The organism is Luteibacter sp. UNC138MFCol5.1, assembly GCF_900110505.1.
In the GTDB taxonomy this organism is placed as follows: domain Bacteria; phylum Pseudomonadota; class Gammaproteobacteria; order Xanthomonadales; family Rhodanobacteraceae; genus Luteibacter.
This window is the reverse complement of record NZ_FODZ01000007.1, coordinates 196,295-219,860: the sequence shown is the minus strand read 5'-3', so window position 1 is coordinate 219,860 and position 23,566 is coordinate 196,295. Positions and strand designations below refer to the sequence as shown.

Below are 23,566 nucleotides of genomic sequence, written 5' to 3'. Positions count from 1 at the left end.
CGCCCCGGTGCGCAAGCTCACGCGCCAGCTCCGGGGCTCCGCCTCAAGACATGTCGCGCGCAGGGCGCGCTCCTACGGGGTCACGGCAGCATCTAAACCGTTTCGCCCTTGCCGGCATCCAAGCTGGCAAGATGAACGCCCTATGCCTCACCGCCACCTCCTTCATGCAGCCTGAGCTGCCCGCCGCCTCGTCGGACGACGAGACCGTGCGCGCCGCGGTGGCGGGTGACCGCAAGGCTTTCGAGGTTCTCTATCGCCGCCACGCGGACCGGGTCTATGGCGCCGTCCTGCGCCTGGCCGCCTTCGACCACGCCCGCGCCGAAGACCTCACACAGGAGGCCTTCGTCCGCGCCTGGCAGAAGCTCGAAGGGTTCCGCTTCGAAAGCTCGTTCGGCACGTGGGTGTACCGTCTCGCCGTGAACGTCGCGCTGATGTCCATACGCGCCCGCAACGCCGACCCGGTCACGATCCTCGACGACGAACACCTGCCGGACATCACCGATATCGACAATCCCGTCCGCGCCTTCGAGCGCGACGAACTGGAAAAGGCCATCGCGGCGTTGCCGCCGCGGGCCCGCGCCGTCCTCGTGCTGCACGACGTGGAAGGCTGGAAACACGAGGAGATCGCCACCGAACTGTCGATGGCGGTCGGTTCCTCGAAAGCGCAGTTGCACCGTGCCCGCGGCCTGCTCCGCCGCGTGCTGGGAGATAAGCCATGAACGAACTCGATTACCTGCGCCAGATGCGCTCGCTCAACCGTCCGGTGGTTCCGCACCGCGATCTCTGGGCCGGCATCGAAAGCCGCCTCGACGAAGCGGCGGCCCCCACCGTCGCGCGCCGGCATCGCGCGCGTCCCTGGCTGATGGCCGCCGCCATCGCCGGCGTCGCGGTGCTCGGCGGCGGCATCGGGCTGCACCTCGCCGCGCCGGCGTCCGACGGCGGGATCGCCGCCAGCGGACACGCCTGGAAACCCACGGATCCGCGCCTCGCCGGCGCCGCCGTGGAGCTCGACGCGGCACGCATGGAGCTGACCCAGGCCATGCAGGATTCCCCGGATTCGGCCGCGTTGCAGCGGCTGCTCCTGAAGACCGAACGACAGCGCGATCGCCTGCGCAATTTCGACAAGCAAGCCGGCTAACGCGACCAGCCAGGACACCCACGACCATGAAAACGATCCGTCTCACTCCCCTGCTGCTGGCGCTCTCGATCGGTCAGGCCTTCGCCTCGACGCCGATCAACCTGTCGAAAGACATCCGCCCGAACGCGAAGGTCAGCATCGAGAACGTCAAGGGCGAAGTCACCGTGACCGCCTGGGACAAGAACCAGATCCAGGTCTCCGGCACGCTCGGCGACGGCGCGCGTCCGCTGCAGATCGAGGGTGACGACCGCGAGGTCGAGGTCCATGTCGGCGGCGACGAGAAGAAGGGCCACTGGTTCAGCTGGGGCAACGACTCGCGCATGCAGCCCACGATCCTCAACGTCCGCGTGCCGAAGTCCGTCGAGGTCAGCATCAACGTCGTCAGCGCCCCGGTCAGCATCGACGGCCTCGACGGCGGCAAGGTCGACGTCGACTCGGTCAGCGGTCGCATCCGCGCCAACCTGCGTTCGCCGGAAGTGAGCATGCAGACGGTCAGCGGCACCATCGACCTGGCGGGCCGCGCCGGCCGTGCCGATCTGCAGACGGTGTCGGGCGACATCACGGCGCCGAACGTCGCCGACAAGATCGATGCCCAGACCGTGTCCGGCCGGATGACCATCGGCGGCGGTCCGTGGAAGGACGCCAACTTCAGCACCGTCTCCGGCGACACGCAGATCGCGGGCGGCCCGACCCGCGAGGGCAAGCTCGATGTCGATTCGATGAGCGGCGACGTCCAGCTCCAGCTCCCCGCCGATACGTCCGCCCGCGTCGAAGCCTCGACGTTCAGCGGCGACCTGCGCAGCGACTGGGGCGACGTCTCCCGCGGCGACGGTCCGGGCAAGGATCTGAAGACCACCATCGGCGGCGGCAGCGCCAACATCCACGTGGAATCGTTCAGCGGCGACGTGCGCATCCGCTCGGCCGGGAAGTAAGGATCGTCATAACGGCGCGGAGCGGACACGTCGCATCGGCTCCTCGCTTCCGCACTTACGGTGCGACCAGCGAGGGACTCAGCTCGACTTCTTGCCCTTGCGCATGTTCGCGCGCGAGTCCGCGATCATCGCCTGCATGGCCGCGGTGGCTTCGTTCGGACGACGGCGACGGATCGCTTCGTAGACCGCGCGATGATGCGGTAGCGAATACCGGAAGTTCTTCGCCGTGCGCGCCGACATGACGAAGAAGGTACCCAGTGCCGTTTCGATCACGCCGAACAGCGAACTGAGCAGCTCGTTGTTCGTCGCCGTCAGCACCGCTTCGTGGAAACGCAGATCGGCCTCCGCCCAGTCGTCGAGCGTCTGCGCCTCCTCCATCGCCTCGAGAGCCTCGCCGATGGCGGCCAGCTGCGCCGGGTCCCTGCGCCGCGCGGCGGCGGCCACCGCGGCGGGCTCGATGATGGCCCGCATCTCGACGAGCTTGTCGACGAAGTCCTCGGTCGGCATCGCCGCGCAACGCCAGGCGAGGACGTTGGCATCGAGGTGATTCCAGAAGCGCGCATCGCGCACGCGCATGCCGGTCTTCTGGCGCGTTTCGATGAGCCCCTTCGCCGCCAGTACCTTCAGCGCCTCGCGCAGCACGGTGCGGCTGACGGCCAGCTGCTCCGCCAGACGCGCTTCGCCGGGCAATGGATCGCCGGGACGCAGGACGCCGCCGACGATCAGCCCGCCGAGCTCTTCGATGACCTGGACGTGCAGGTTCCTTGGGCTTGCCGCCTTCGGGGGCATGAGGCTCTCCGTTCCCGTGTCGTGTGCATCCTAGCGCAGGCCGACCCGGGCCGATGACGCGGCGCAGCTTGTCATTTGTCTTACAAATATGTTCAGGTCGCGGGGATCACACCGACTGGAGTGGAACCGCGATGAAGAAAGCTACGATCCTGGCCGCCGCGATCGCGCTGGCGTGCAGCGGCGCCGCCGCGGCCGGCGACGCATCGAAGGCCTCGTTCGGCAAGACGCCCGACGGCAAGGACGTCACGCTCGTGACGCTGACGAACGGCAAGGGCATGACGGTGAAGGTGCTTTCCCTCGGCGCCGCGCTCTACGCCGTGGAGGTGCCGGACCGCCACGGCAAGCCCGGCGACATCGTGCTCGGGTATCCCGACCTCAAGGGCACGTTCGCCAAGCCGCAGTACTTCGGCGACACCGTCGGCCGTTACGCGAACCGCATCGCCAAGGGCCGCTTCACGCTCGACGGCAAGACGTATTCGGTGCCGGTGAACGACGGACCGAACTCGCTGCACGGCGGCAAGGTCGGCTTCGACAAGGTCGTGTGGACCGTCGACAAGGTCGAATCCGGCGCGAAGCCGAGCGTCACCCTCAGCTACGTGAGCCCGGACGGCGACCAGGGTTACCCCGGCAAGGTCACCACGCACGCCACGTATTCGATCGGCGAAGGCAACGAACTGACGATCGAGTACACCGCGACCACGGACGCGCCGACGATCGTCAACATCACGAACCACGCGTACTGGAACCTCGCCGGCGAGGGAACCGGCAGCGTGATGGACCAGCAGCTCATGATCGCCGGCGATGCCTACCTGCCGACCGACGCGACCGCGATTCCCACGGGCGAAGTCCGCTCCGTGGCGGGCACCGATTTCGACTTCCGCAAGGCGAAGCCGATCGGCCGCGACGTGCGCGACGCGAAGGAACAGCAGATCGTCTTCGGCCGTGGTTACGACCACAACTGGGTGATCTCCCGGAAGGAGGCGGCACAGCCGCGCGAGGTGGCTCGCGTCACCGACCCGAAGAGCGGCCGCGTGCTGTCGCTGTGGTCGGCGCAGCCGGGCCTGCAGTTCTACTCGGGCAACTTCCTCGACGGCACCACCTCGGGCAAGTCCGGCGGCATCTATCGCCAGGGCGACGCGTTCGCACTCGAACCGCAGCTGTTCCCCGATACGCCGAACCAGCCGGACTTCGGCTCGGCACGCCTCGACCCGGGCAAGACCTATCGCAACACGATGACCTACAAGTTCACGGTGGATAAGGCCAGCGCGCACTAAGGATCGAACGGGGTTCCACCCCGCAGTCACACCTCGTGATGCAACGCTTCCGCCGGTTTGCGCCGGCGGAAGCGCGGCGCGAGTTCCACCATGTACATCGCGGCGAGCACCAGCGCGCCACCGCCGAGCATGCGGCCGGTGAGCGCGTCCACGCCCAGCAGCACAGCGAAGCCCGCGGCGAACACCGGCTCGGTGGTCATGACGATCGCCGCGCGTGTCGCCGGCATGTGCGCCTGCGCCCAGGTCTGCACCAGCATGGCCACCGCGCCCGCGACCAGCGCCATGTAGAGGACGGCCACCCAGGCCTTCGCGTCCGGCGGCAGCGCCGGGCCGCCATGCGGCAGCGTGATCGCAAAACAGACCGCGGCGATGCCGACCATCTGGATCGCGGACATCCCGAACGCATCCCCGGGCTTCGACCAGTGACCGAGGCCGACGATGTGCAACGCGTAGAGCGCGGCGGACGCCAGCGTCAGCAGCACGCCGCCATCGACCTCGAAGCCGTTGAGCGCGAGGACGCCGAGGCCGACCGTCGCCAGCAGCACGGCGAGCCAGGTCGTCCACGGCATGCGCTGGCGGAAAAGCAGCAACGACAGGATGGGCGTGATCACGACATACATGCCGGTGACGAAGCCGCTGACACTCGGCGACGTCCGCGCCAGGCCCTCGGTCTGCAGCCACTGCGCGACGCCGTAGAGCACGCCGAGCGCCAGGCCGCGCGCGAGCTGGACGCGGCCGAGGCGCAGCAGCGGCACCGCGAAGCACAGCAGCATCACCACGGCGGCGATGACGAAGCGCACCGCCAGGAAATCCGCCACGGACATGCGTCCGACGACGTCCTTGATGAGCACGAACGTGGAGCCCCAGATGGCCGTCACGGCGAGCAGGCCCAGGGTGGCGACGCCGCTCCCGCGCGACGCCTCGCTCACCGGCGCTTCCGCAGCAGCTGCGCGGGCACCTTCAGCACGAAATGCGCCCAGATGCCGAGCCACACCACCGCGCGAACGAAGGCGTTGCGCGCCGCCGGATCGTGCCGGCGGAACCACAGGTACATGCTGCGATGCTTGTGCCGGCTGACGAACACCGGACGATGCCGGCTGGAACCGCCCTTGCCGTGGAGCACGCGAACGTCGCCGGCGAGGATCACCTTGTAGCCGGCATCGCGCGCGCGGCGGCAGAGGTCCATGTCCTCGCAGTGCAGGAAGAACGATTCGTCGAAGCCGTGCAGGCGATCGAACGCGGGCCGCGGCATCAGCATGATGGCGCCGGACACGATCTCGACCTCTTCCGCGCCATCGGGGATCGGACCGCGGATGTCGATGCCGCCGTCGCCCTTACCGCCGAACTTGGTCGAGAGCGAACGGCGCAGCAGCGGGTCGCGCCGGCGCGACGCCGGATCGGGGTGTCCGTGGCTGTCGCACACGACCGCGCCGACGATACCCGTGTGGATGTCCATGTGCGAGGCCATGCGACGGATCGTGTCGCGCTCGATCAGGCAATCCGGATTGAGCACGAGCAGCCGCGCACCGCGCGCCTGCGCGGCGCCGCGATTCACCGCGGGACCGAAACCGAGATTCGCCCGGTTGTAGATCACGCGCACGCGGTCGTCGTCGGCGTAGGCCCGGTCGAGCGATTCCGGGATGCCGTCGGTCGACCCGTTGTCGACGACGAGCAGCTCCACCGGCACATCGCTGGCGAGCGCGTGTTCCACGCACTCCCGCGTCAGCGCCCCGCTGTCGGCGAGGACGATGACGATGCTCGTGAGGGGGACGGCGTTCATCGGCGTGGCGCGATCAGCCCACCCAGACGCGGGCGTTCCGGAACATGCGCATCCACGGCGAATCCTCGCCCCACTGCTCCGGGTGCCAGCTCAGCTGCGCGCTGCGGAACACGCGTTCCGGGTGCGGCATCATGATCGTGACACGACCGTCGGCCGCCGTGAACGCCGCCAGGCCGCCCGGCGAACCGTTCGGGTTAAGCGGGTAGCTTTCGGTCGGCTTGCCGCGGTTGTCGACGAAACGTGCCGCCGCGTGGCTCTTCGACGGACTGCACACGTTCGGGAAATGCACCCGGCCCTCGCCGTGCGCGACGGCGACCGGAATGCGCGAACCCGCCATGCCGCGGAAGAACACGCTGCCCGAATCGAGGATCTCGAGCGTGGCGACGCGCGCTTCGTACTGCTCGGACTGGTTGCGCAGGAACTGCGGCCAGTGCTTCGCGTCGGGGATGATGTCCTTGAGGCCCGACATCATCTGGCAGCCGTTGCACACGCCGAGCGCGAACTTGCTGCCGTCCTCGAAGAAGCGCGCGAACTGCTCGCGCAGCGCGTCGTTGTAGAGGATCGACGTGGCCCAGCCGCGGCCGGCACCGAGCACGTCGCCGTACGAGAACCCGCCACAAGCCGCGAGGCCGATGAAGTCCTTCAGGTGGTGTCGGCCCGTGGCGAGGTCGGTCATGTGGATGTCGACCGCGTCGAAGCCGGCGCGCGAGAACGCGGCGGCCATTTCCACCTGACCGTTGACGCCCTGCTCGCGCAGGATCGCCACGCGCGGACGCTTGCCGCTCGCGATGAACGGCGCGGCGATGTCGTCGGCGGGATCGAACGTGAGCTTCGGGGTGATCCCCGGATCGGCGTCGTCGAGGCGCCACTCGTTTTCCTGGTCGGCGCTCAGCGGGTTGTCGCGCAGGCGCTGCATCGCGTAGCTCGTTTCGTTCCACGCGCGGAAGAGTTCGGTCCAGTTCCACTTGAACGCGGTTTCGCCGTTCAGATGGAGCTTGATGCCGAGCTTCTCCTTCGGACGACCGACGTGATGCGTCATGCCGGCGAGGTTGTGCTTCACCAGCAGCGCTTCGAACGCTTCGCGATTCGCCGAGGCGACCTGCACGACGGCGCCGAGTTCTTCGTTGAACAGGGCGCGCAGCGTCGCGTCCGCCCAGCCGTCCAGGCGCAGTTCGAGGCCGCAGTGGCCCGCGAACGCCATCTCCAGGAGCGTAACGATGACACCGCCATCCGAGCGGTCGTGATAGGCGAGGAGCAGGCCCGACGCGTTCGCTTCCTGGATGAGCTCGAACATCGCGCGCAGGCGCTTGGCGTCGTCGAGGTCCGGCGGCACGCCGCCGCCGCGGTTGAAGACCTGCGTGAGCGCGGAGCCGCCGAGGCGGTCGCGGCCCGCGCCGAGGTCGATCAGCCACAGATCGGTGTCGCCGCGGTCGGTCTTCAGCTGCGGCGTGAGCGTGCGGCGCACATCGTCGACGCGCGCGAATCCGGTGATGACGAGCGACACCGGCGACACGGTCTTCTGCGCCTTGCCGTTCTCGTCGGTCCACACGGTCTGCATGGACAGGGAGTCCTTGCCGACGGGAATCGCGATGTCGAGCGACGGGCACAACTCGAGGCCGACGGCCTTAACGGCGTCGAAGAGCGCGGCGTCCTCGCCCGGATGGTTCACGGCGGCCATCCAGTTCGCCGACAGGCGCACTTCGTCGAGCTTGATCGACGCGGCCGCGAGGTTGGTGATCGCCTCGCCCACCGCCATGCGCGCGGCGTCGGCGCTGGACAGCAGCGCCACGGGCGCACGCTCGGCCATCGCCATCGCTTCGCCGGTGTAGCCCTCGAAGTCGGTCATCGTCACCGCGACGTCCGCGACGGGCACCTGCCACGGGCCGACCATCGGGTCGCGCGCGTTGAGGCCGCCGACCGTGCGGTCGCCGATGGTGATGAGGAAGTTCTTGCTGCCGACCGCGGGCAGGCGAAGCACGCGCATCAGCGCCTCGTCCATGCCGATGCCGGTGAGGTCGGCGACCAGGTCGACGCGCGGCTTCACGCGCTTCGCATCGCGATGCATGCGCGGCGGCTTGCCGAACAGGACATCCATGCGCAGGTCGATCACGGTGATGTCGCGACGGGTGTCGCGGACGATCAGGCGGGCCTCTTCCGTGGCGTCGCCGACGACGGCGAACGGACAACGCTCGCGGGCGCAGAACGATTCGAAGAGTTCGATGTCTTCCGGACCGATCGCGAGGACGTAGCGCTCCTGCGACTCGTTGCTCCACACCTGCATCGGCGAGAGCGTCGGGTCGTCGCAGGGCAGCTTCGAGAGATCGATGACGCCGCCGACGCCCGCGTCGTTGAGGATTTCGGGAATCGCGTTGGACACGCCACCCGCACCCACGTCGTGGATGCTGACGATCGGGTTGTGGTCGCCGCGCGCCCAGCACGCGTCGATCACCTGCTGGCAACGGCGTTCCATTTCCGCGTTGTCGCGCTGCACCGAGGCGAAGTCGAGTTCCGCGCTGGAGGTGCCGGACGCCACCGACGAGGCGGCACCGCCGCCGAGGCCGATGAGCATGGCCGGGCCGCCGAGCACGATGACCTTGTCGCCGGGACGGACCTTGCGCTTCTGCACGTGGTCGGGGCGGATCGCGGCGAGGCCGCCGGCGATCATGATCGGCTTGTCGTAGCCGCGGCGGACGCCCTTGTCGCCGGTCTCCTGCTCGAACGTGCGGAAGTAGCCGCCCAGCGCGGGCCGGCCGAATTCGTTGTTGAACGCGGCGGCGCCGAGCGGGCCGTCGCGCATGATCTCGAACGCCGACGCCATGCGCGGCGGCAGCGGGCGATCCTTTTCCCACGGACGCGGCAGGCCGGGGATGCGCAGGTGCGAGACGGAGAAGCCGGTCAGGCCGGCCTTCGGCTTGCCGCCGCGGCCCGTCGCACCCTCGTCGCGGATCTCGCCGCCGGCACCGGTGGCGGCGCCCGGCCACGGCGCGATGGCCGTCGGATGGTTGTGCGTCTCGACCTTGATCGCGTACGGCGCGGCCTCGGCGACGGTGCGGAACACGCCGTCTTCCGGGCTCACGAACAGGCGCTTGCCGTCGTAGCCTTCGATCACCGCGGCGTTGTCGTGATACGCGGAGAGCGTATGCGCCGGCGACTTCTGGTGGGTGTTCTTGATCATGCCGAACAGCGAGGCGTCCTGCGTCGCGCCATCGAGCGTCCACGTGGCGTTGAACACCTTGTGCCGGCAGTGCTCGGAGTTCGCCTGCGCGAACATCATCAGTTCGGCGTCGGTGGGCGCGCGGCCCATCTCCGCGTAGCGATCGGCGAGGTAGTCGATCTCGTCGTCCGCGAGCGCCAGCCCGAGTTCGGCGTTCGCGGCGGACAGCGCCGCGCGCGGATCGGTGCCGAGTTCGACGCGGCCCAGCGGACCGGGTTCGCCGGCGAGGAACAGACCGGCCGCCTCGTCGAGCGAGGCGAGCGGCGACTGCACCATCGGGTCGCAGAAGGCGCCCATCACCGCGGCATACGACGGATCGTTCGCGTCCGGCATGCCGGTGACGCGCCACGCCGTGCCGCGCTCCACGCGGCGGACGTCGAAGCCCGCGCCGTGGAGGATGTCGGTGGCCTTGCTCGACCACGGCGAGATCGTGCCGAGGCGCGGGACGACCCAGAAGGTCGCGTCTTCCGGCGCGGCGCCCTTCGCTTCGAGCACGGCGAGCAGACGCGCGCGAGCGTCGCCTTCCGGCTGCGCGTCGGCGTCGACGAAGTAAGTGAACCAGGCGGCCTGCACCCGCGTCCCGTGATGCAGGGCATCCAGGTGGGCGTTAAGTCGTTCGAGGCGGAAAGGCGAGAGGGCGCTCTGCCCGTCGAGTGCGATCATGCGGGGGGAAAAGGCGCTAAGGGAAAACGCCTATTCTACATGATGTTGCGCGGCAGCATCGGGCAGGCTGGCCGAAGGCCGGCGGCCCGTAGGAGCGCGCCCTGCGCGCGACAGCTCTTCGCGAAGGGCAACGGGCCCTGTGGCTCACCGCCTCGAAAGATGTCGCGGCCAGGGCCGCTCCCACAGCGCGCTCCTACCTTTGGCGGTCAGCCGCCGCGCTTGACCGTGCCGGCCGGGGCGTTCAGGGCCTGCAGGAGCTGGGCCGGGGTGACGTAGCCGCCGACCACGTCGCCGTTCTCGGTCACGATGGTCGGGGTGCCGTTCACGCCCAGGCGCTCGCCGAGCTCGAACTCGTCCTTGACCGGGTTGGCGCAGGTGGCGGCCTTCGGGGTCGCGCCCTTCATGGCCTCGTTGAACGCGTTCTTGCGGTCGGCGCTGCACCAGACCGAAACGGCCTTGGTGTAGGAGGGGGTGTCGTTGCCGGCCGTGGTCTTCAGGCCTTCGCGCGGCCAGAACACGTATTCGACGGCGATGCCCTGCTTGTTGAATTCGTCGATGTGGGCGTGCAGCTGGCGACAGAACCCGCAGTCGACATCGGTGAACACGGTGACCGTGTGCTTGGGGTTCGCCGGGGCGTACACGAGGCGCTGCGACGCCGGGACCTTGGCGAGCTCGGCCTTGCGCGTGGTCGCCCAGCTCGCGGCGCTGAGGTCGGTGCGGTTCTTCAGGTCGATGAGGTTGCCGTTGAGCATGTAGCGCCCGTCGGCGCTCACGTAGACCATGCGGCCGGACGCCACCACCTGGTAGAAACCGGGCATCGGCGCGGGGGCGATGCTGTCCACCTTGATACCGGGCCCGAGCGCTTCGACCGCGTCACGCACGGCCTTGTCGTCGTCGGCCGCGCAAGCCGTCATGGCGAAGGCGCCGGCCATGAGCGCGGGCAGGATTTTCTTGAACATCATCGGTACGACTCCATCGAACACCGGGGGAACACGGGACTGCCTTGGATCGCGGGCGGCCCGTTCGGTTCCCCGATTGTGGCACAGCGCGGCATCCGCCTACCCGCGAGGGTGGTGCTGGGCGTGGAGGCGCTTCAGCCCCTCTTTGGCCACCAGCGTGTAGATCTGCGTCGTGCTCAGCGCGCTGTGGCCGAGCAGCATCTGCAGGGCGCGCAGGTCGGCGCCGTGGTTGAGCAGGTGGGTGGCGAAGGAATGTCGCAGCACGTGCGGACTGACGCGCTTGGCCGGAATGCCCACCTGCGCCGCGTAGCGCTTCACCAGCGTCCAGAACATCTGCCGCGTCATCGCGTCGCCGCGTCGGGAGAGGAACAGCGCGACCGGTTGCCCATGGCCCTGCGCCAGCCCGGGGCGGGCGTCGCGCAGATAGGCCTCGACGTGCGCCAGCGCCTCCTCACCGACGGGCACCAGGCGATCCTTGCCGCCCTTGCCCGTCACGCGCAGGACGCCCTGGCGCGTGTTCAGGCCGGCCAGCGGCAGATCGACCAGTTCCGAAACCCGTAGCCCCGACGAGTACATCAATTCGAGCATCGCGCGATCGCGCAGGCCGAGCGGCGTGGAAATGTCCGGCGCGACGATCAGCGCCTCGATCTCGCGCTCCGCGAGCGCCTTCGGCAGCCCGCGCGGCATCCGTGGGCGCTGCATCAACAGCGTCGGGTCCTCACGATGCCCCTCGTCGCGCGCGAGTTGCGCATAGAACCGCCGGAACGCCGACTGCCGCCGCGCCATGCTGCGCACCGACACGGGCTGGCTGCCGTGGTAGGCGGAAAGGTCGTCGCGACCCGCCGTCGCCAGCGTGCGCTGGCGCGTTTCCAGCCAGCGCGAGAGCTGCTGCAGGTCGCGCCGGTAGGCCTCCAGCGTGCGATCGGCCAGGCCGTCCTCGGCCCAGACGCGCTCGATGAAGCGCTCGATCAGGCGTGCGTCGGACGATGCGGTTGCGGAGTTCGGTTCTTCGGTGGACATCGGCCCGATGGTAGCGCGCCGGCCATCCGGAACGCAGTCGGTCCGACGCGCACTACAGGCGTTCGACGCTCGACTTGTAGCCGAGCACCACGTAGGCGAGCTGGGCTTCGATCGCGTCCTTCAACTGCGCCTTCTCCGCGTCGGCGAGCTTTTTCCGGCGCGCACCGAGCGCGATCTGCTGCATCGTTTCCACCAGTTCGTCCGACAGGCGCTGGAACGCGGTGATCGACTGCGGCAACCCAACCACTGCCTTGTACTCGACCATGCCGGGAAGCTTCCCGAACACCTTGTCCGCGTCGTCGCGCATGGCCTGGAACTCCGCGGGGCCCACCGTCCCGTCGCTGCCGGCGTCGCGGAGGTGCTGGTCGAGCGTTCCGTTCGAGGAATGCAGGGTGAGGCTCATCGGAGGTTCCTTGTTCGCGCTGGGGCTCATGCCGGTACGACAGCGTATGCCCGCACCGTCGCGCCGTCGAACGGGATCGTCATGCAAGTTCGGCCATGCACGGACTAACACCCTGATCGCGAGCGCATTCGTGGAACCGGCGGGCATAATGCGCGTTCGTCCCACTGCCGTCACCGGACTTTCGTGAGCACTTCTCCTTCGCCCGCGCCGGCCTGGCGCCGCCTTGCCGCCATCGTCTACGACCTGTTGCTCGTGGTCGCCATCGTGATGGTCGTGGGGCTCGTGGCGCAGTTCGCGACCGGCGGCCGGCTGGTCGACGCGCACGGACAGATCGTCGCCTGGTGGTACCGCCCGCTGCAGGGTCTCGCCATCGGCGGCTACTTCCTGTGGTCGTGGGTGCGCGGCGGACAGACGCTCGGCATGCGACCGTGGCGGATCCGCGTGAGCGACGCGAACGGACGCGCCGTGACCTGGCGGCGAGGCCTGCTTCGCCTCGTCGTCGCTGCGGCGCCGCTCGCGCTGCTGGCGGTCTATCCGCTGACCTCGGTGCGCATCGCGCTGTGGGCGCCGCTGGTGGCATGGGCGCTCTGGCTGCTGCCGTCGTTCGTCGACACGCGCCGTCGCGCGCTGCACGACATCGTCGCGCGCACCGAGATCCGCCGCACCGCTACTTGAACTGATCGCTCGCGGGCACCCACGAGTCGGAGCCGGGCTTCGCCACCGGCACGTTGATCTTGATCGACGGCTCGCAGCCCGCAGGGAGCGGACCGCCGGTGATCCGCGCCGTGGTGCACAACGCCGTGTTGTCGAGCACGACCGGCGCGGCGGCGACCGTCGCGCTGTTCGCCGGCGGCAGGTTGTCCGCCAGCGGCTTCGCCGGTGCCATCGTCTGGTTCTTCGCCAGTTCGTCCGGATTGGCGGGCTTGGGCGGCGGATCGCCGCCGCAGCCGAGGGTGAATAGCGAGACGGCCTTCATGGCACCGCCGGCGTTGCCCGGACCGGCGACGCAGTTGATGCGGATGCCGCGAGGCAGCGAGATGGTCGGCCGCACGGTCGCCGCTTCGGCGCCACGCCGGATCGCCGTGTCGACGGACGATTCGCCCTTCGGCGTCCACGCATCGTCGAAGCGCGTCTTCTCGTAGTGGATCTTCACGCGGCTGCCGGACTGCGGCTCGAGCTTGCCGCGGGGCTTCAGTTCGACGTACGCGCCTACCTGCCCCGCCTTGTCGCCCTGCCCTCCCGGCACGCCGTCGTCGCGCTGCGACGTGCCGTTGGCGCCGGTGAGCCGCTCGCCTTCGTCGACGCCCTTCGCGGCACCGGGCTTGCCGGTGTCGGCCGCCGCGCCCGGCGCGTTCGAACCCGACGCCGTCGCGGCCGCGTCGCCCGCGGCGGAGGCCGGCGCCGGTTCGCCCTGCCGGGCCGCGGTCGAGGAGGCATCGGCGGCCTTGCCCTGCTCGGCCTGCGCCTGCGCGTCGCTGGTCTGTCCGGCGGCGATGTCGCCGGGCGCCTGGCCGGGTTCGCCCGGCGCCGTGTCGACGCCGGCCAGCGGCCGCTGCACGTCCGCCGGCGTCACCGCCGGCGCCTGCACGACGGGACGATCCGTGCTCGCCTCGGGCGCGGCGACCACCGGACGCGACGTGGCGTCCGGCAGCGGCACGGCCTCGAGCTCGGCCGTGGCGTCCACGGCCGGCGCGCGGATCGGTTCGACCGCGATCTTTTCGGGCACGGGGCGTTGGTCGGCGGCGAGGTCGGGCTTCGGCGCCGTGGGCACCGGAGCGACGTCCGGCACCGGGGTGTCCTGGGGCGTCGGCGGCGCCGACGACTCCTCGACCTCCGGGCGCGGCACCGTCGCGAGCGTCATGGCAGTCGTCGGCACCGGCGCGGTCCGCTCGGAGGTGATGGTGGGTGGCGTGGGCGTCACCGCCATCTGCGCCGCCGGCGTTTCGGGCAGCGCCAGCGACGCGGGCGGTGGCATCGGCGCCGTGCCTTCCACCTGCGCCTTGCGCACCGGCTCGGGCTGGAACCGCGGCGGGACGACCTGCGGCTTCGGCGTGTCGACGGCGAGATCCGGCGGCGCCTGCGCCGGCACCGGGACTTTCTCGAGTTCGGGCTGCGGCGGAGGCGCCTTCGGCTGCGACAACGGGCGCTCGACGGTGGCCACCACGCTCGGCGGCGGGGCGCTCAGCTTCACGTCGGGCTTCACCTGCGGCGGCTCGGCGGCGGGCACCGCGATCGCGGGAAGCGGCTTCGCGGCGGACGCGACCGCCGCCGCGCGCGAACCGCGCGATGCCCGACTCGCCGTCGCGCGCGCCTTGTTCGCGCGGGCTTTCGCGACCGGCGCCTTCGACGGCGTGCCACGCACCGGCGGGGCCGGCGGCGGCGGTTTGTCGATGAGGCGCACCTGCAACGCGTCCGTGTCTTCGGGTTCCGGCGGCGGGGGCAACAGGTCGTACGCCGGCCCGAGGATCATCCCGAACAGGAACATCAGGTGGACGAGGATCGTGCCGACCCAGCCGGCGATGCGCAGCAGGCTCTCACGCGGCTTTTCGCGCAGACGCCGACGGTAGACGAGCGCGCGCATGGCCGCCTCGCGCGGCGAGATGGGCAGCGAGCTGGCGGCGATCGAGCGGTCGCTGTCCGGAAGGTTCGTGGGCATCGGGCGCTAGTGTCCATGCTGCGGCGCCGCCACACAATCGCCGCGCCTTCACTTGCCCGCGCGACGCTCCCGTTCGGCGTTCTCCTCGTCCATCGCCTTGAGCGGGATGTCCGACGCGCAGCCCTGGGGCAGCGGCTTCTCCGCGCGGAACGCGGCGATGCATTGCGCTTCCGTCGGCGGTGGCGGCTGGTCCGGCAGATCCTTCACCGGGGGATTCGCGGGCGCCATGTTGAGCCGGACGTCGCCGTCCTTCTTCGCGGCTTTTGAAGGCGCTTCGCCACCGCACCCGACGGGCAGCACGAAGAACACGGTCTTGCAGTTCACCCGCGTGCCATGGCCGAGGTCGATCGTCTTCTTGACCGTCGTGGCCTCGACCGCGTGGCGCAGCCCCGCGTTGAGCAGGTTCTCGTTGCTCGGCGCCCAGTCCTTTTCGAAGCGCGTTTCCTTGTACGTCACCGTGGTCTTGTGCGACATGATCTGGCTGTCGCCGGTCGGCTTGCGCGCGACGAAGTCGGCCTGCGTCGGGCTTCCCGGCCCCTGGGTCGGCATCCTGACCGTGCCGTCCGGACCGAACAGGGCGGGAGCCGCCGGCGCCTGGGGCGCGGGCGTCGCTTCCGGCGGCGGGGCGTCGGCCGTCTCGGCTTCCTTCTTCGGGCGCGGCGGCTCGGGACGCGTGGCCTCCGGCGAACGGACCTTCGGCGGCGGTTCGCTGACCGGGGGCGGTGGCGGTGCGGCGGCGACGGCCGGCGGAGGTTTCGCCGGCTCGATGAAGCGCACCTCGAGCACGTCGTCGCGGTCGTCGGGAGGCGCGTACCCCACCAGCGGGCGTGGCTGCATCTCGTAGCGAACCAGCATCACGATGAGCACGTGCAGCACGATCGCCGCGGCCATCGCGAGGACGTTGCGCACGTGATGGCGCGGCGGCGGCCGGTGACCGATGGCGTGCAGGGCGGCGACGGTCTGGCCGTCGAGCGGTACCAGCCCGCGCGCGCGCGTCGACGCCCCCGGCTCCAGCCGGTGGGGTTCGACGAACGGCGGTGGCGCCTTGCCGGGGTATTGCACGCGTGCGTGTGTCCCGTTGCGGTCGAGAGGAAGTCGGACAGGATAGCGGCGGTCCGCTAAACACAGCGTAAGCCCGGGTCCTCGGACACCGCCCGTGCCGGAAGATTCCCTCGCCACTTGATTCCGGCGCCGGGAAGGAGAAGGCTTGGAGCGGGCACCCGCCCGAACCACCGCCATGACCGTCCAGGCCACCGGACGACCGTGACGGCCCGCCATCGCGACGCCGGGGAGGTGTGCGAGAGGGCGACGCCGATCATGACGCCGCAATCGCCACGCGTCCCCTTCACTGAAGGAGGGTCGCATCGTGTCGCCATCCACGGAACGCATCCGCAGTCTCGCTCTCGCCGGCCATGCCGGCGCCGGAAAGACCACCCTGTTCGAAGCCATGCTCCATGCCGGAGGCGCGCTCACCGCCGTCGGCAGCGTCGAGCGCGGCAGCACCGTCTCCGACACCGATCCCATGGAAAAGGCGCGCGGTCATTCGATCGACGCCTCCATCGCCTCGATCGAACGCAACGGCTACCGCATCCATCTCCTCGACACGCCCGGCTACGCGGACTTCCGCGGACCGGCACTCGCCGCGCTCGCCGCCGCCGACACCGTCGCCATCGTGGTGAACGCCGCCAACGGCATCGAGCACGGCACGCGCAGCATGATGGCGCACGCGAAGGAACGCGGGCTCGCGCGCATCCTCATCGTCAACCGCATCGATGCCGAGGGCGTCGATCTGCCCGGGCTCGTCGACGCGCTGCGCGACGAATTCGGCAGCGAGTGCCTCCCGCTCAACCTGCCGGCGTCGAAGGGGCACGCGGTACGCGACGCCTTCTTCCAGACCGCGGGCGATACGGATTTCTCGTCGCCCGGCGAGGCGCACCAGCGCATCATCGACCAGGTGGTGGAGATCGACGACGAGGTGATGGAGCACTACCTCGACGCGGGCGAATCGTCGCTCTCCGCGGCGGAAGTGCGCGACGCGCTCGAACACTGCCTGCGCGACGGACACCTCGTGCCCATCGTGTTCACCGCCGCGCGCGACGGCATCGGCGTCGACGAACTGCTGGAACTCGTCGAGCGCATCCTGCCCTGTCCGAAGGAAACCAATCCGCCGCCGTTCCGCGACGCCTCGGGTGCGCCGTTCCCGATCGCCGCCGACGAAAGCGGCCACGTCGTCGCCGACGTCTTCAAGATCGTCAACGATCCTTTCGTCGGCAAGCTGGGCGTCTTCCGCGTCTGGCAGGGCACGGTACGCAAGGATGCCCAGCTGCTCGTCGACGACGGCCGCAAGCCGTTCAAGGTCGCGCACCTGTTCCGGCTGAAGGGACGCGAACACGTCGAGGTGGACGAGGCCCTTCCGGGCGACATCGCCGCCGTGGCGAAGATCGAGGACATCCATTTCGACGCCGTGCTGCACGATGCCGCCGACGAAGGACGCATCCACCTCGAGCCCGCCGCGTATCCGGCGCCGATGTATGGCCTCGCCGTGGAGCCGGCGCACAAGGGGCAGGAACAGAAACTCTCGCAGGCACTGGGCAAGCTCGCGGAAGAGGATCCCTGCTTCCGCGTCGAGCACCACAAGGAACTCAACGAGACGGTCGTACGCGGGCTGTCCGACCTGCACCTGAAGCTGATGCTCGAACGCATGAAGGCGCGTTACGACGTGGACGTGGTCACGCATACGCCGCGCATCGCGTACCGCGAGACGGTGGGCGCCGGCGCCGAGGGTCATCACCGGCACAAGAAGCAGACCGGCGGCGCGGGCCAGTTCGGCGAAGTGTTCCTGCGCGTGGAGCCGCTGGAGCGCGGTGCGGGTTTCGTCTTCGACGACGAAACCAAAGGTGGAGTGATACCCGGGCAATTCATGCCGGCGATCGAGAAAGGCGTGCGGCAGGCGCTCGACGCGGGCGCGATCGCCGGCTACCCGATCCAGGACGTTCGCGTGGTCGTTTACGACGGCAAGCACCATCCGGTCGATTCCAAGGAGGTGGCCTTCATCAGCGCGGGGAGGAAGGCGTTCCTCGACGCGGTTTCGCGTGCAAGGCCGCAGGTGCTCGAACCCATCGTCGACCTGGAGGTATCGATCGCCGATCAGCACGTCGGCGACGTCACCGGCGGCCTGGCGTCGAAACGCGCGCAGATCATGGGCACCGATTCGCTACGTGGCGGGGAGACGCTGATCAAGGCGCGTGTGCCGCTCGCGGAACTCGTCGACTACCCGACGCAGCTGAAGGCCATGACGGGCGGACAGGGGCGCTACGCGATGGCGTTCAGTCACTACGACACGGTGCCGCCCGGCGTGCAGAAGAAGCTGGCCGAGGCGTGGAAGCCGAAGGTGGAAGAGGACTGAGGCGATCGGGCCCGCTGCTGCGGGAATCGCCGATACGATCGGCTCCCACCGGCATGAGGCAATCGTGCTGGAAACGGAGGGAGGATGGCTGAGGCGATCGGACCCGCTGCCGCGGGATCGCCGATGCGATCGGCTCCCACCGGCATGAGGCAAGGCTGGAAACGGGCGGAGGACAACTGGGGTGACGGTGGGAGCCGATCGTATCGGCGATCCGGGCGGCGCAAGCCGCCCGGCCTTGCCGCGATCACGCCGCCAGCGTGTCGATCAGCGCGTTGGTGAACGCCGGGATGTCGTCCGGCTTGCGGCTCGTGATGAAGTTGCCGTCCTTCACCACCTCGCTGTCTTCCCAGTTCGCGCCCGCGTTGGTCAGGTCCTGCTTCAGCGACGGCCACGACGTGACCTTCTTGCCCTTGACGAGCCCGGCATTGATCAGGGTCCAAGGCCCATGGCAGATCGCCGCCACCGGCTTGTTCGCCTGCGCGAAGGTCTTCACGAAGGCGAGCGCCTTCTCGTCGGTACGAAGGTTGTCGGGATTGATGACGCCACCCGGCAGAACCAGGGCGTCATAACGGCCGGCGTCGGCCTTGTCGAGCTGGACATCCACCGGAACTTCCTCGCCCCAGTCCTTCACGTCCCAACCCTTGATGCGCTGGGCGTCGCCCGGAGCGATCACGTCGACCGTCGCGCCCGCTTCTTCCAGCAGGCGCTTCGGTTCGGTCAGCTCGACCTGTTCGAAGCCATCGGTAGCCAGCACCGCGATGCGGCGCCCGTCGAGTCGTTTGTCTGCCATGGGGATCTCCGTGGGGAGGAAAGGTCCCCACAGGATCGACCCCGACGCATGACCGTCGCGTCGCGTCGCCGTCGGCACACCATGGGCAAACGTGAACGAACCTTACGCGCCCTTCTTCTTCGGCTTCAGCATCGTGCCGATGCAATTGGGCGAACCGCACAGGCAGGCCCAGATCTTCTTCAGGCGCGCGGTGTGCGGCATGTCCAGCGTGATGCCGTAGTCGTAGGTGAGTTCCTCGCCCGGGGCGATGTCGCGGATCGCCTCGATGATCACGCGATCGTGCTTCGACGGCTTGCCTTCGACGGCTTCCTCGATCAGCGCCTGGCAGTTCGGCTCGCACCCGTGGTTGATCCAGCGCGCGGTGTTGCCGTTGCTGTTGCCGTCGACGATGTATTTCTCGTTGAGCGTGAACAGGAACGTGTGGCCCGTCTCGCCGCCGTCGCCGTAGCGCTTGTCGGCCTGTGCGTGGGTGATGCGATCGCCCTTGTACTCGACGATCTCCTCACCGGCCTTGATCGGTGCGGTGGCGAACACGCCATTTCCGTGGATGGGCGAACGTCGTGCGGCGATGCGTCGGGACATGGTTTCCGGTGATCGAAGGGGACAATCTTCGATGATGCCTGCTCGGCCGCCGCTTGGGAACCGCGTTTCAAACGTGTCCCTCGCACTGGCGGTCCACCCGGCGCTACCATCGAACGACCGTTCGACCACGCCGGAAGCCTAAGGGAATGACTCCGATCATCCGACACCCCCTCGTTCGCGCCGCGCTGATCGCCGGCGTCGCCCTGCTCGCCGCGTGCGGCCCGCCGAAGAAAAGCGTGTTCCCGCCGGCCGTCTCGCTGCAGGAAGTCACCGCGAAACCGGGCGGCGTCTGGCACGTGACCCTGCGCATCCGCAACAACAGCTACGGCGGCATGTCGTTCGAAACCTTCCAGGGCACGCTGCGCGTCGGCGATCTGGGCGGCGTGCTGCTCGACGCCCGGGTCGACCAGGACATCCCGTCCTTCGCGGCCGACGTCGCGACCATCGACCTGCTGCCCACGCCCGAGATGTCGAAGGCGCTGGCGGAACTCGCCGCCAAGGGCAGCTCCGGCGCCCTGCCCTACGCCATCGACGGCCGCATCAGCGCCACGCCGGAGAAAGAGAAGGAATCGCGTTCCTTCCCCGTGCAGGGCAAGAACTGGCTCTCGCCGGTGCCCGGCATTCCCGACACCTACCGCTCGCCCTGATCCGCCACATCCGCGCCAGCCCAGGACATTCCATGACGTACAAAGCCCCGCTCGACGACATGCGCTTCGCGCTCTACGACGTACTCGGCGCCGAGGCCGTGCTGACCGGCCTCGATGGCGGCGAAGCGCACAACCGCGAGTTGATCGATGCCGTGATCGAGGAAGCCGCGCGTTTCACCGAGCAGGTACTGTCGCCCCTCAACGCGTCCGGCGACGCCGAGGGCTGCCACTACGACAAGGCGACCGCCTCGGTGACCACGCCGAAGGGCTTCCGGGAGGCCTATCGCCAGTACGCCGACGGCGGCTGGACGGGACTCACCGCCAGCGAAGCGTCGGGCGGCCAGGGCCTGCCGGCCACGGTCGGCGTGCTCGCGAAGGAGATGATCGACTCCGCCAACCTCGCCTGGGGCATCTATCCCCTGCTGTCACATGGCGCTATCGACGCGATCGAGCACCACGGCGACGACTGGCAGAAGCAGGTCTTCCTCAAGCGCCTCGTGGACGGCCAGTGGACGGGCACCATGTGCCTCACCGAGCCGCAGGCCGGCTCCGACCTGGGCCTGCTGAAGACGCGCGCCGAACCCAACGACGACGGCAGCTACCGTGTCACCGGCACCAAGATCTTCATCTCCGCCGGCGAGCACGACTTCGCCGACAACATCGTGCATCTCGTGCTCGCACGCTTGCCCGACGCACCGGCCGGCAGCCGCGGCATCTCCATGCTGGTGGTGCCGAAGTTCCGCGTGGACCGCGACGGCAAGGCGGGCGAGCGCAACTCGCTCGCCGCCGGCGCCATCGAGCACAAGATGGGCATCAAGGGCTCGGCCACCTGCGTCATGAACTTCGACGACGCGCAGGGCTGGCTCATCGGCCCGCCGCACAAGGGCCTGATGGCGATGTTCACCATGATGAACGCCGCACGCCTCGGCGTCGGCGTGCAGGGCCTTGGCGTTTCCGAGCGGGCGCTCCAGCGCAGCCTCGCCTACGCCCGCGAGCGCCTGCAGATGCGCGCGCTGTCGGGCGCGAAGTCGCCGGACAAGCCGGCCGACCCGATCACCGTGCATCCGGACGTCCGCCGCATGCTGCTCACGCAGCGCGCGTTCGTCGAGGGCGGCCGGGTGCTCGCCGTGTACGCGGGCCTGCAGAGCGACATCGCGGCGCGTCACCCGGATGCCGGCGCGCGCAAGACGGCGGACGAGCTGCTCTCGTTCCTCATCCCGATCGCCAAGGGCCTGCTCACCGAAGCCGCGCAGGAGTGCACCAAGGAAGCGCTGCAGATCTTCGGCGGCCACGGCTACATCGCCGAGCACGGCATGGAGCAGTACGTTCGCGACGCCCGCATCATCACCCTCTACGAGGGCACCACGCAGATCCAGGCGCTCGACCTGCTCGGCCGCAAGATCATGCAGCTGCAGGGCGCCGGCCTTAAGCATTTCCTCGGCGAGATCTCGGCGTTCTGCCAGGCGAACCAGGCCAACGACAGCGTCCGCGCCTTCATCGGCCCGCTTGCCGTCGCGGCGAAGACGTGGGGCGACCTCACGCAGGCGATCGCGCAGACGGCGCAGGGCAACCCGGAGGAACTGGGCGCCGCCGCGGTCGATTACCTGTACTTCTCCGGCTACGTGACGCTGGCTTATTTCTGGGCCCGCAGCGTCCTCGCCGCGGAGGGTGGCAGCCTCGCCACCGAGCGCCGCCAGGCCAAGCGTGACACCGCCACGTTCTACTTCACCCGCATCCTGCCCCGCATCCATGTGCACAAGGCGGCGATCGAAGCCGGCGTCGCGACCCTGCCCGAGGTGCTCTGAGCACGTCGCATCGATCCAGAGAATCGTCCTCGGGGCTTCCGCCGGAAACCCCGAGGGTGTAGAAAAAGGTTTCGCCCCGACTTCCCACCGAGACGGTGCCCGACCCGATGAGCGACTCGACGTTCCTGATCCGTCTCGCCGAAAGCGACGATGACGACTTCATCCTTGGCCTCGTCCCTCGTTTCATCAACTTTCCGCTGCCCAACGGGCGAACGCGGACCGACTGCCTCAAGGGCATCGAGGCCGATCTGGTCAAACACCTCGACGAGCAGCCATCGAACAGCTACATCTTCGTGGCCGAGAACGAAGACGGTGACGCCGTCGGCTTCGTGCACATCCAGAAGACCAAGGATTTCTTCACCCATCGCGACAACTGCCACATCTCCGACATCGCGGTGGCGGAGGCCTTCGAGGGCGCGGGCGTCGGCAGGGTGCTGCTCGACCACGCGTACAGCTGGGCGAAGGAACATCGCTGCCAGTTCGTCACCCTCGCGGTGTTGCCGGGCAACGAGAACGCGCAGCGCCTGTACCGCAATTACGGGTTCGACACCGACCTGATGCGCATGGCGAAGCCGGTGCGCTGAGCACCGGCGTCGCTCCAACGAAAAAGGCCGCGATCGCTCGCGGCCTTTTCGTTTCCGGCGGACCGGCGGAAGTTACGACTTGACCGTCGTCTCTTCCTTGCGCTCGCGCTCGTCGAGGCGGGCGGCCATGCGGTCGATGTTGGCCAGCGACACGAGGTGCGCGTAGATCCAGCCGAACGCGCCTTCGCGCAGGAACTCGTGGGCGGTCTTCTCGTCGAGGGCGCGCAGCTTCTCTTCGTTGATCACGAAGAGGCCGTTGAGGTTGATGCCCTTGCCTTCCTTCTGCAGCGTGACCGTGCGCGGCTCGAGCAGGTCGTGCTCGCGCAGCTTGCCCATGAACCACTGCGTGCGGGACACGTGGTCCTGGAACTCGCCGAGGAAGTTCACGGCGTTGGTCAGGGCCGGCGCATCGGTGCCGTCCTCGTTGAACAGGCGCTCGCCTTCCTCGTTGCTGAAGCCTTCATAGGCCTCGTCGAGGAACACGGTGAAATCGTCGCCCTCGGAGCCGGCCGGCTTCTCGGCCAGCACGAACGGATAGCGGCGCACGAAGGCCGGGATGTAGACGCCCGTCTCCCAGAAACCGTTGTCGCCGACGAGCAGGTTCTCGCCCTGGCGAAGACCGAGCAGGGCCATCGGGCCGGCCTCTTCGATCGAGTTGCCCGCGAAGAGGATCGGGAAGTCGCGCGCGGCCGGCGCGAATTCGACGCCGGTCAGCGGCACGGAGTGCGCGGCGGCGGCGAAACGGATGTTGTTCACGGCCTTAAGGCGCAGGTCGCGGTGGGCGGTGCGGTTCAGGGGAACCGGACGCTCGTAGAAAAGCACTTCTGCCACTGTGTAACCCTCATGGACCCGCCGGACCTGGGAAGCCACCCCGGCCCCCCTTCCAAACCCGCCGGGCTTCGAATGCGAATCCCCACTATAGCA

21 protein-coding genes are annotated in these 23,566 nt (G+C 69.0%); 9 read left to right on the top strand and 12 right to left on the bottom strand.

What is annotated here, in order from left to right; all coding sequences use genetic code 11:
• The first annotated feature begins 164 nt into the window (after positions 1–164).
• From BMY69_RS17925 to BMY69_RS17915, 3 genes are read left to right on the top strand one after another with little or no spacing between them, the layout of a single operon-like run.
• Entirely contained in the window at positions 165–719 is a 555-nt protein-coding gene (locus BMY69_RS17925; RefSeq protein ID WP_090055908.1) for an RNA polymerase sigma factor, read from the top strand.
• Positions 716–1,138 (top strand): hypothetical protein, encoded by a 423-nt coding sequence (locus BMY69_RS17920; protein ID WP_090055121.1) that lies wholly within the window; start codon positions 716–718, stop codon positions 1,136–1,138. The genes BMY69_RS17925 and BMY69_RS17920 overlap by 4 nt, the downstream gene beginning before the upstream one ends.
• Before the next feature lie 26 nt (positions 1,139–1,164).
• Entirely contained in the window at positions 1,165–2,070 is a 906-nt protein-coding gene (locus BMY69_RS17915) for a DUF4097 family beta strand repeat-containing protein (protein ID WP_090180852.1), read from the top strand.
• Positions 2,071–2,148: 78 nt separating this feature from the next.
• Here the strand turns inward: BMY69_RS17915 and BMY69_RS17910 are convergent, their stop codons facing one another.
• Complete coding sequence (locus tag BMY69_RS17910; protein ID WP_090180849.1) at positions 2,149–2,859, bottom strand: FadR/GntR family transcriptional regulator; 711 nt, start codon at positions 2,857–2,859, stop codon at positions 2,149–2,151.
• A gap of 131 nt (positions 2,860–2,990) precedes the next feature.
• Here BMY69_RS17910 and BMY69_RS17905 point away from each other — a divergent pair, with 131 nt between their 5' ends.
• Positions 2,991–4,133 carry an aldose epimerase family protein gene (locus BMY69_RS17905; RefSeq protein ID WP_090180846.1) on the top strand — a complete coding sequence of 381 codons (1,143 nt, stop codon included), beginning with the start codon at positions 2,991–2,993 and terminating at the stop codon, positions 4,131–4,133.
• A gap of 26 nt (positions 4,134–4,159) precedes the next feature.
• Here the strand turns inward: BMY69_RS17905 and BMY69_RS17900 are convergent, their stop codons facing one another.
• The 6 genes from BMY69_RS17900 to BMY69_RS17875 all read right to left on the bottom strand — a co-directional run bounded on the left by BMY69_RS17900 (position 4,160) and on the right by BMY69_RS17875 (position 12,172).
• Entirely contained in the window at positions 4,160–5,062 is a 903-nt protein-coding gene (locus tag BMY69_RS17900; RefSeq protein ID WP_090180844.1) for a DMT family transporter, read from the bottom strand.
• On the bottom strand, positions 5,059–5,913 hold the full coding sequence (locus BMY69_RS17895; RefSeq protein WP_090180841.1) for a glycosyltransferase family 2 protein: 855 nt from the start codon (positions 5,911–5,913) through the stop codon (positions 5,059–5,061). The genes BMY69_RS17900 and BMY69_RS17895 overlap by 4 nt, the downstream gene beginning before the upstream one ends.
• Before the next feature lie 13 nt (positions 5,914–5,926).
• On the bottom strand, positions 5,927–9,790 hold the full coding sequence (gene purL, locus BMY69_RS17890; RefSeq protein ID WP_090055130.1) for a phosphoribosylformylglycinamidine synthase: 3,864 nt from the start codon (positions 9,788–9,790) through the stop codon (positions 5,927–5,929).
• A gap of 206 nt (positions 9,791–9,996) precedes the next feature.
• Complete coding sequence (locus BMY69_RS17885) at positions 9,997–10,752, bottom strand: DsbC family protein (protein WP_310050235.1); 756 nt, start codon at positions 10,750–10,752, stop codon at positions 9,997–9,999.
• A gap of 96 nt (positions 10,753–10,848) precedes the next feature.
• Complete coding sequence (gene xerD / locus BMY69_RS17880) at positions 10,849–11,769, bottom strand: site-specific tyrosine recombinase XerD (RefSeq protein ID WP_090180838.1); 921 nt, start codon at positions 11,767–11,769, stop codon at positions 10,849–10,851.
• A 52-nt stretch (positions 11,770–11,821) separates the two neighbouring features.
• The gene (locus tag BMY69_RS17875) at positions 11,822–12,172 is read right to left on the bottom strand and encodes a hypothetical protein (protein ID WP_090180835.1); all 351 of its coding nucleotides are present in this window, start codon (positions 12,170–12,172) and stop codon (positions 11,822–11,824) included.
• A gap of 183 nt (positions 12,173–12,355) precedes the next feature.
• Here BMY69_RS17875 and BMY69_RS17870 point away from each other — a divergent pair, with 183 nt between their 5' ends.
• The gene (locus BMY69_RS17870; protein WP_090180833.1) at positions 12,356–12,847 is read left to right on the top strand and encodes an RDD family protein; all 492 of its coding nucleotides are present in this window, start codon (positions 12,356–12,358) and stop codon (positions 12,845–12,847) included.
• Here BMY69_RS17870 and BMY69_RS19715 read toward each other — a convergent pair.
• Entirely contained in the window at positions 12,840–14,828 is a 1,989-nt protein-coding gene (locus tag BMY69_RS19715; protein ID WP_090180831.1) for a hypothetical protein, read from the bottom strand. The genes BMY69_RS17870 and BMY69_RS19715 overlap by 8 nt on opposite strands.
• 48 nt (positions 14,829–14,876) lie before the next feature.
• Complete coding sequence (locus tag BMY69_RS17860) at positions 14,877–15,890, bottom strand: hypothetical protein (protein ID WP_090180829.1); 1,014 nt, start codon at positions 15,888–15,890, stop codon at positions 14,877–14,879.
• Positions 15,891–16,194: 304 nt separating this feature from the next.
• On the opposite strand from BMY69_RS17860, the gene fusA reads away from it, so the two are divergent.
• Positions 16,195–18,234 carry an elongation factor G gene (fusA, locus tag BMY69_RS17855; RefSeq protein WP_090180825.1) on the top strand — a complete coding sequence of 680 codons (2,040 nt, stop codon included), beginning with the start codon at positions 16,195–16,197 and terminating at the stop codon, positions 18,232–18,234.
• A gap of 244 nt (positions 18,235–18,478) precedes the next feature.
• Here the strand turns inward: fusA and BMY69_RS17850 are convergent, their stop codons facing one another.
• Both BMY69_RS17850 and BMY69_RS17845 read right to left on the bottom strand, forming a co-directional pair.
• Positions 18,479–19,024 (bottom strand): type 1 glutamine amidotransferase domain-containing protein, encoded by a 546-nt coding sequence (locus BMY69_RS17850; RefSeq protein WP_090180822.1) that lies wholly within the window; start codon positions 19,022–19,024, stop codon positions 18,479–18,481.
• Between the two features lie 102 nt (positions 19,025–19,126).
• Positions 19,127–19,606, bottom strand: a complete 480-nt coding sequence (locus tag BMY69_RS17845) for an SET domain-containing protein (RefSeq protein WP_090055141.1) — start codon at positions 19,604–19,606, stop codon at positions 19,127–19,129.
• A gap of 146 nt (positions 19,607–19,752) precedes the next feature.
• Between BMY69_RS17845 and BMY69_RS17840 the strand changes: the two genes are divergently transcribed.
• The 3 genes from BMY69_RS17840 (at position 19,753) to BMY69_RS17830 (ending at position 22,642) form a co-directional block, all read left to right on the top strand.
• Positions 19,753–20,253, top strand: a complete 501-nt coding sequence (locus BMY69_RS17840; RefSeq protein ID WP_090055142.1) for a hypothetical protein — start codon at positions 19,753–19,755, stop codon at positions 20,251–20,253.
• A 32-nt stretch (positions 20,254–20,285) separates the two neighbouring features.
• A complete protein-coding gene (locus BMY69_RS17835) occupies positions 20,286–22,058 on the top strand; it encodes an acyl-CoA dehydrogenase C-terminal domain-containing protein (RefSeq protein WP_090180819.1) in 1,773 nt (590 codons plus the stop codon).
• A 107-nt stretch (positions 22,059–22,165) separates the two neighbouring features.
• The gene (locus BMY69_RS17830; protein ID WP_090180815.1) at positions 22,166–22,642 is read left to right on the top strand and encodes a GNAT family N-acetyltransferase; all 477 of its coding nucleotides are present in this window, start codon (positions 22,166–22,168) and stop codon (positions 22,640–22,642) included.
• A 72-nt stretch (positions 22,643–22,714) separates the two neighbouring features.
• Here the strand turns inward: BMY69_RS17830 and BMY69_RS17825 are convergent, their stop codons facing one another.
• Positions 22,715–23,473 carry a SapC family protein gene (locus tag BMY69_RS17825; RefSeq protein ID WP_090055147.1) on the bottom strand — a complete coding sequence of 253 codons (759 nt, stop codon included), beginning with the start codon at positions 23,471–23,473 and terminating at the stop codon, positions 22,715–22,717.
• Positions 23,474–23,566: the final 93 nt, after the last annotated feature.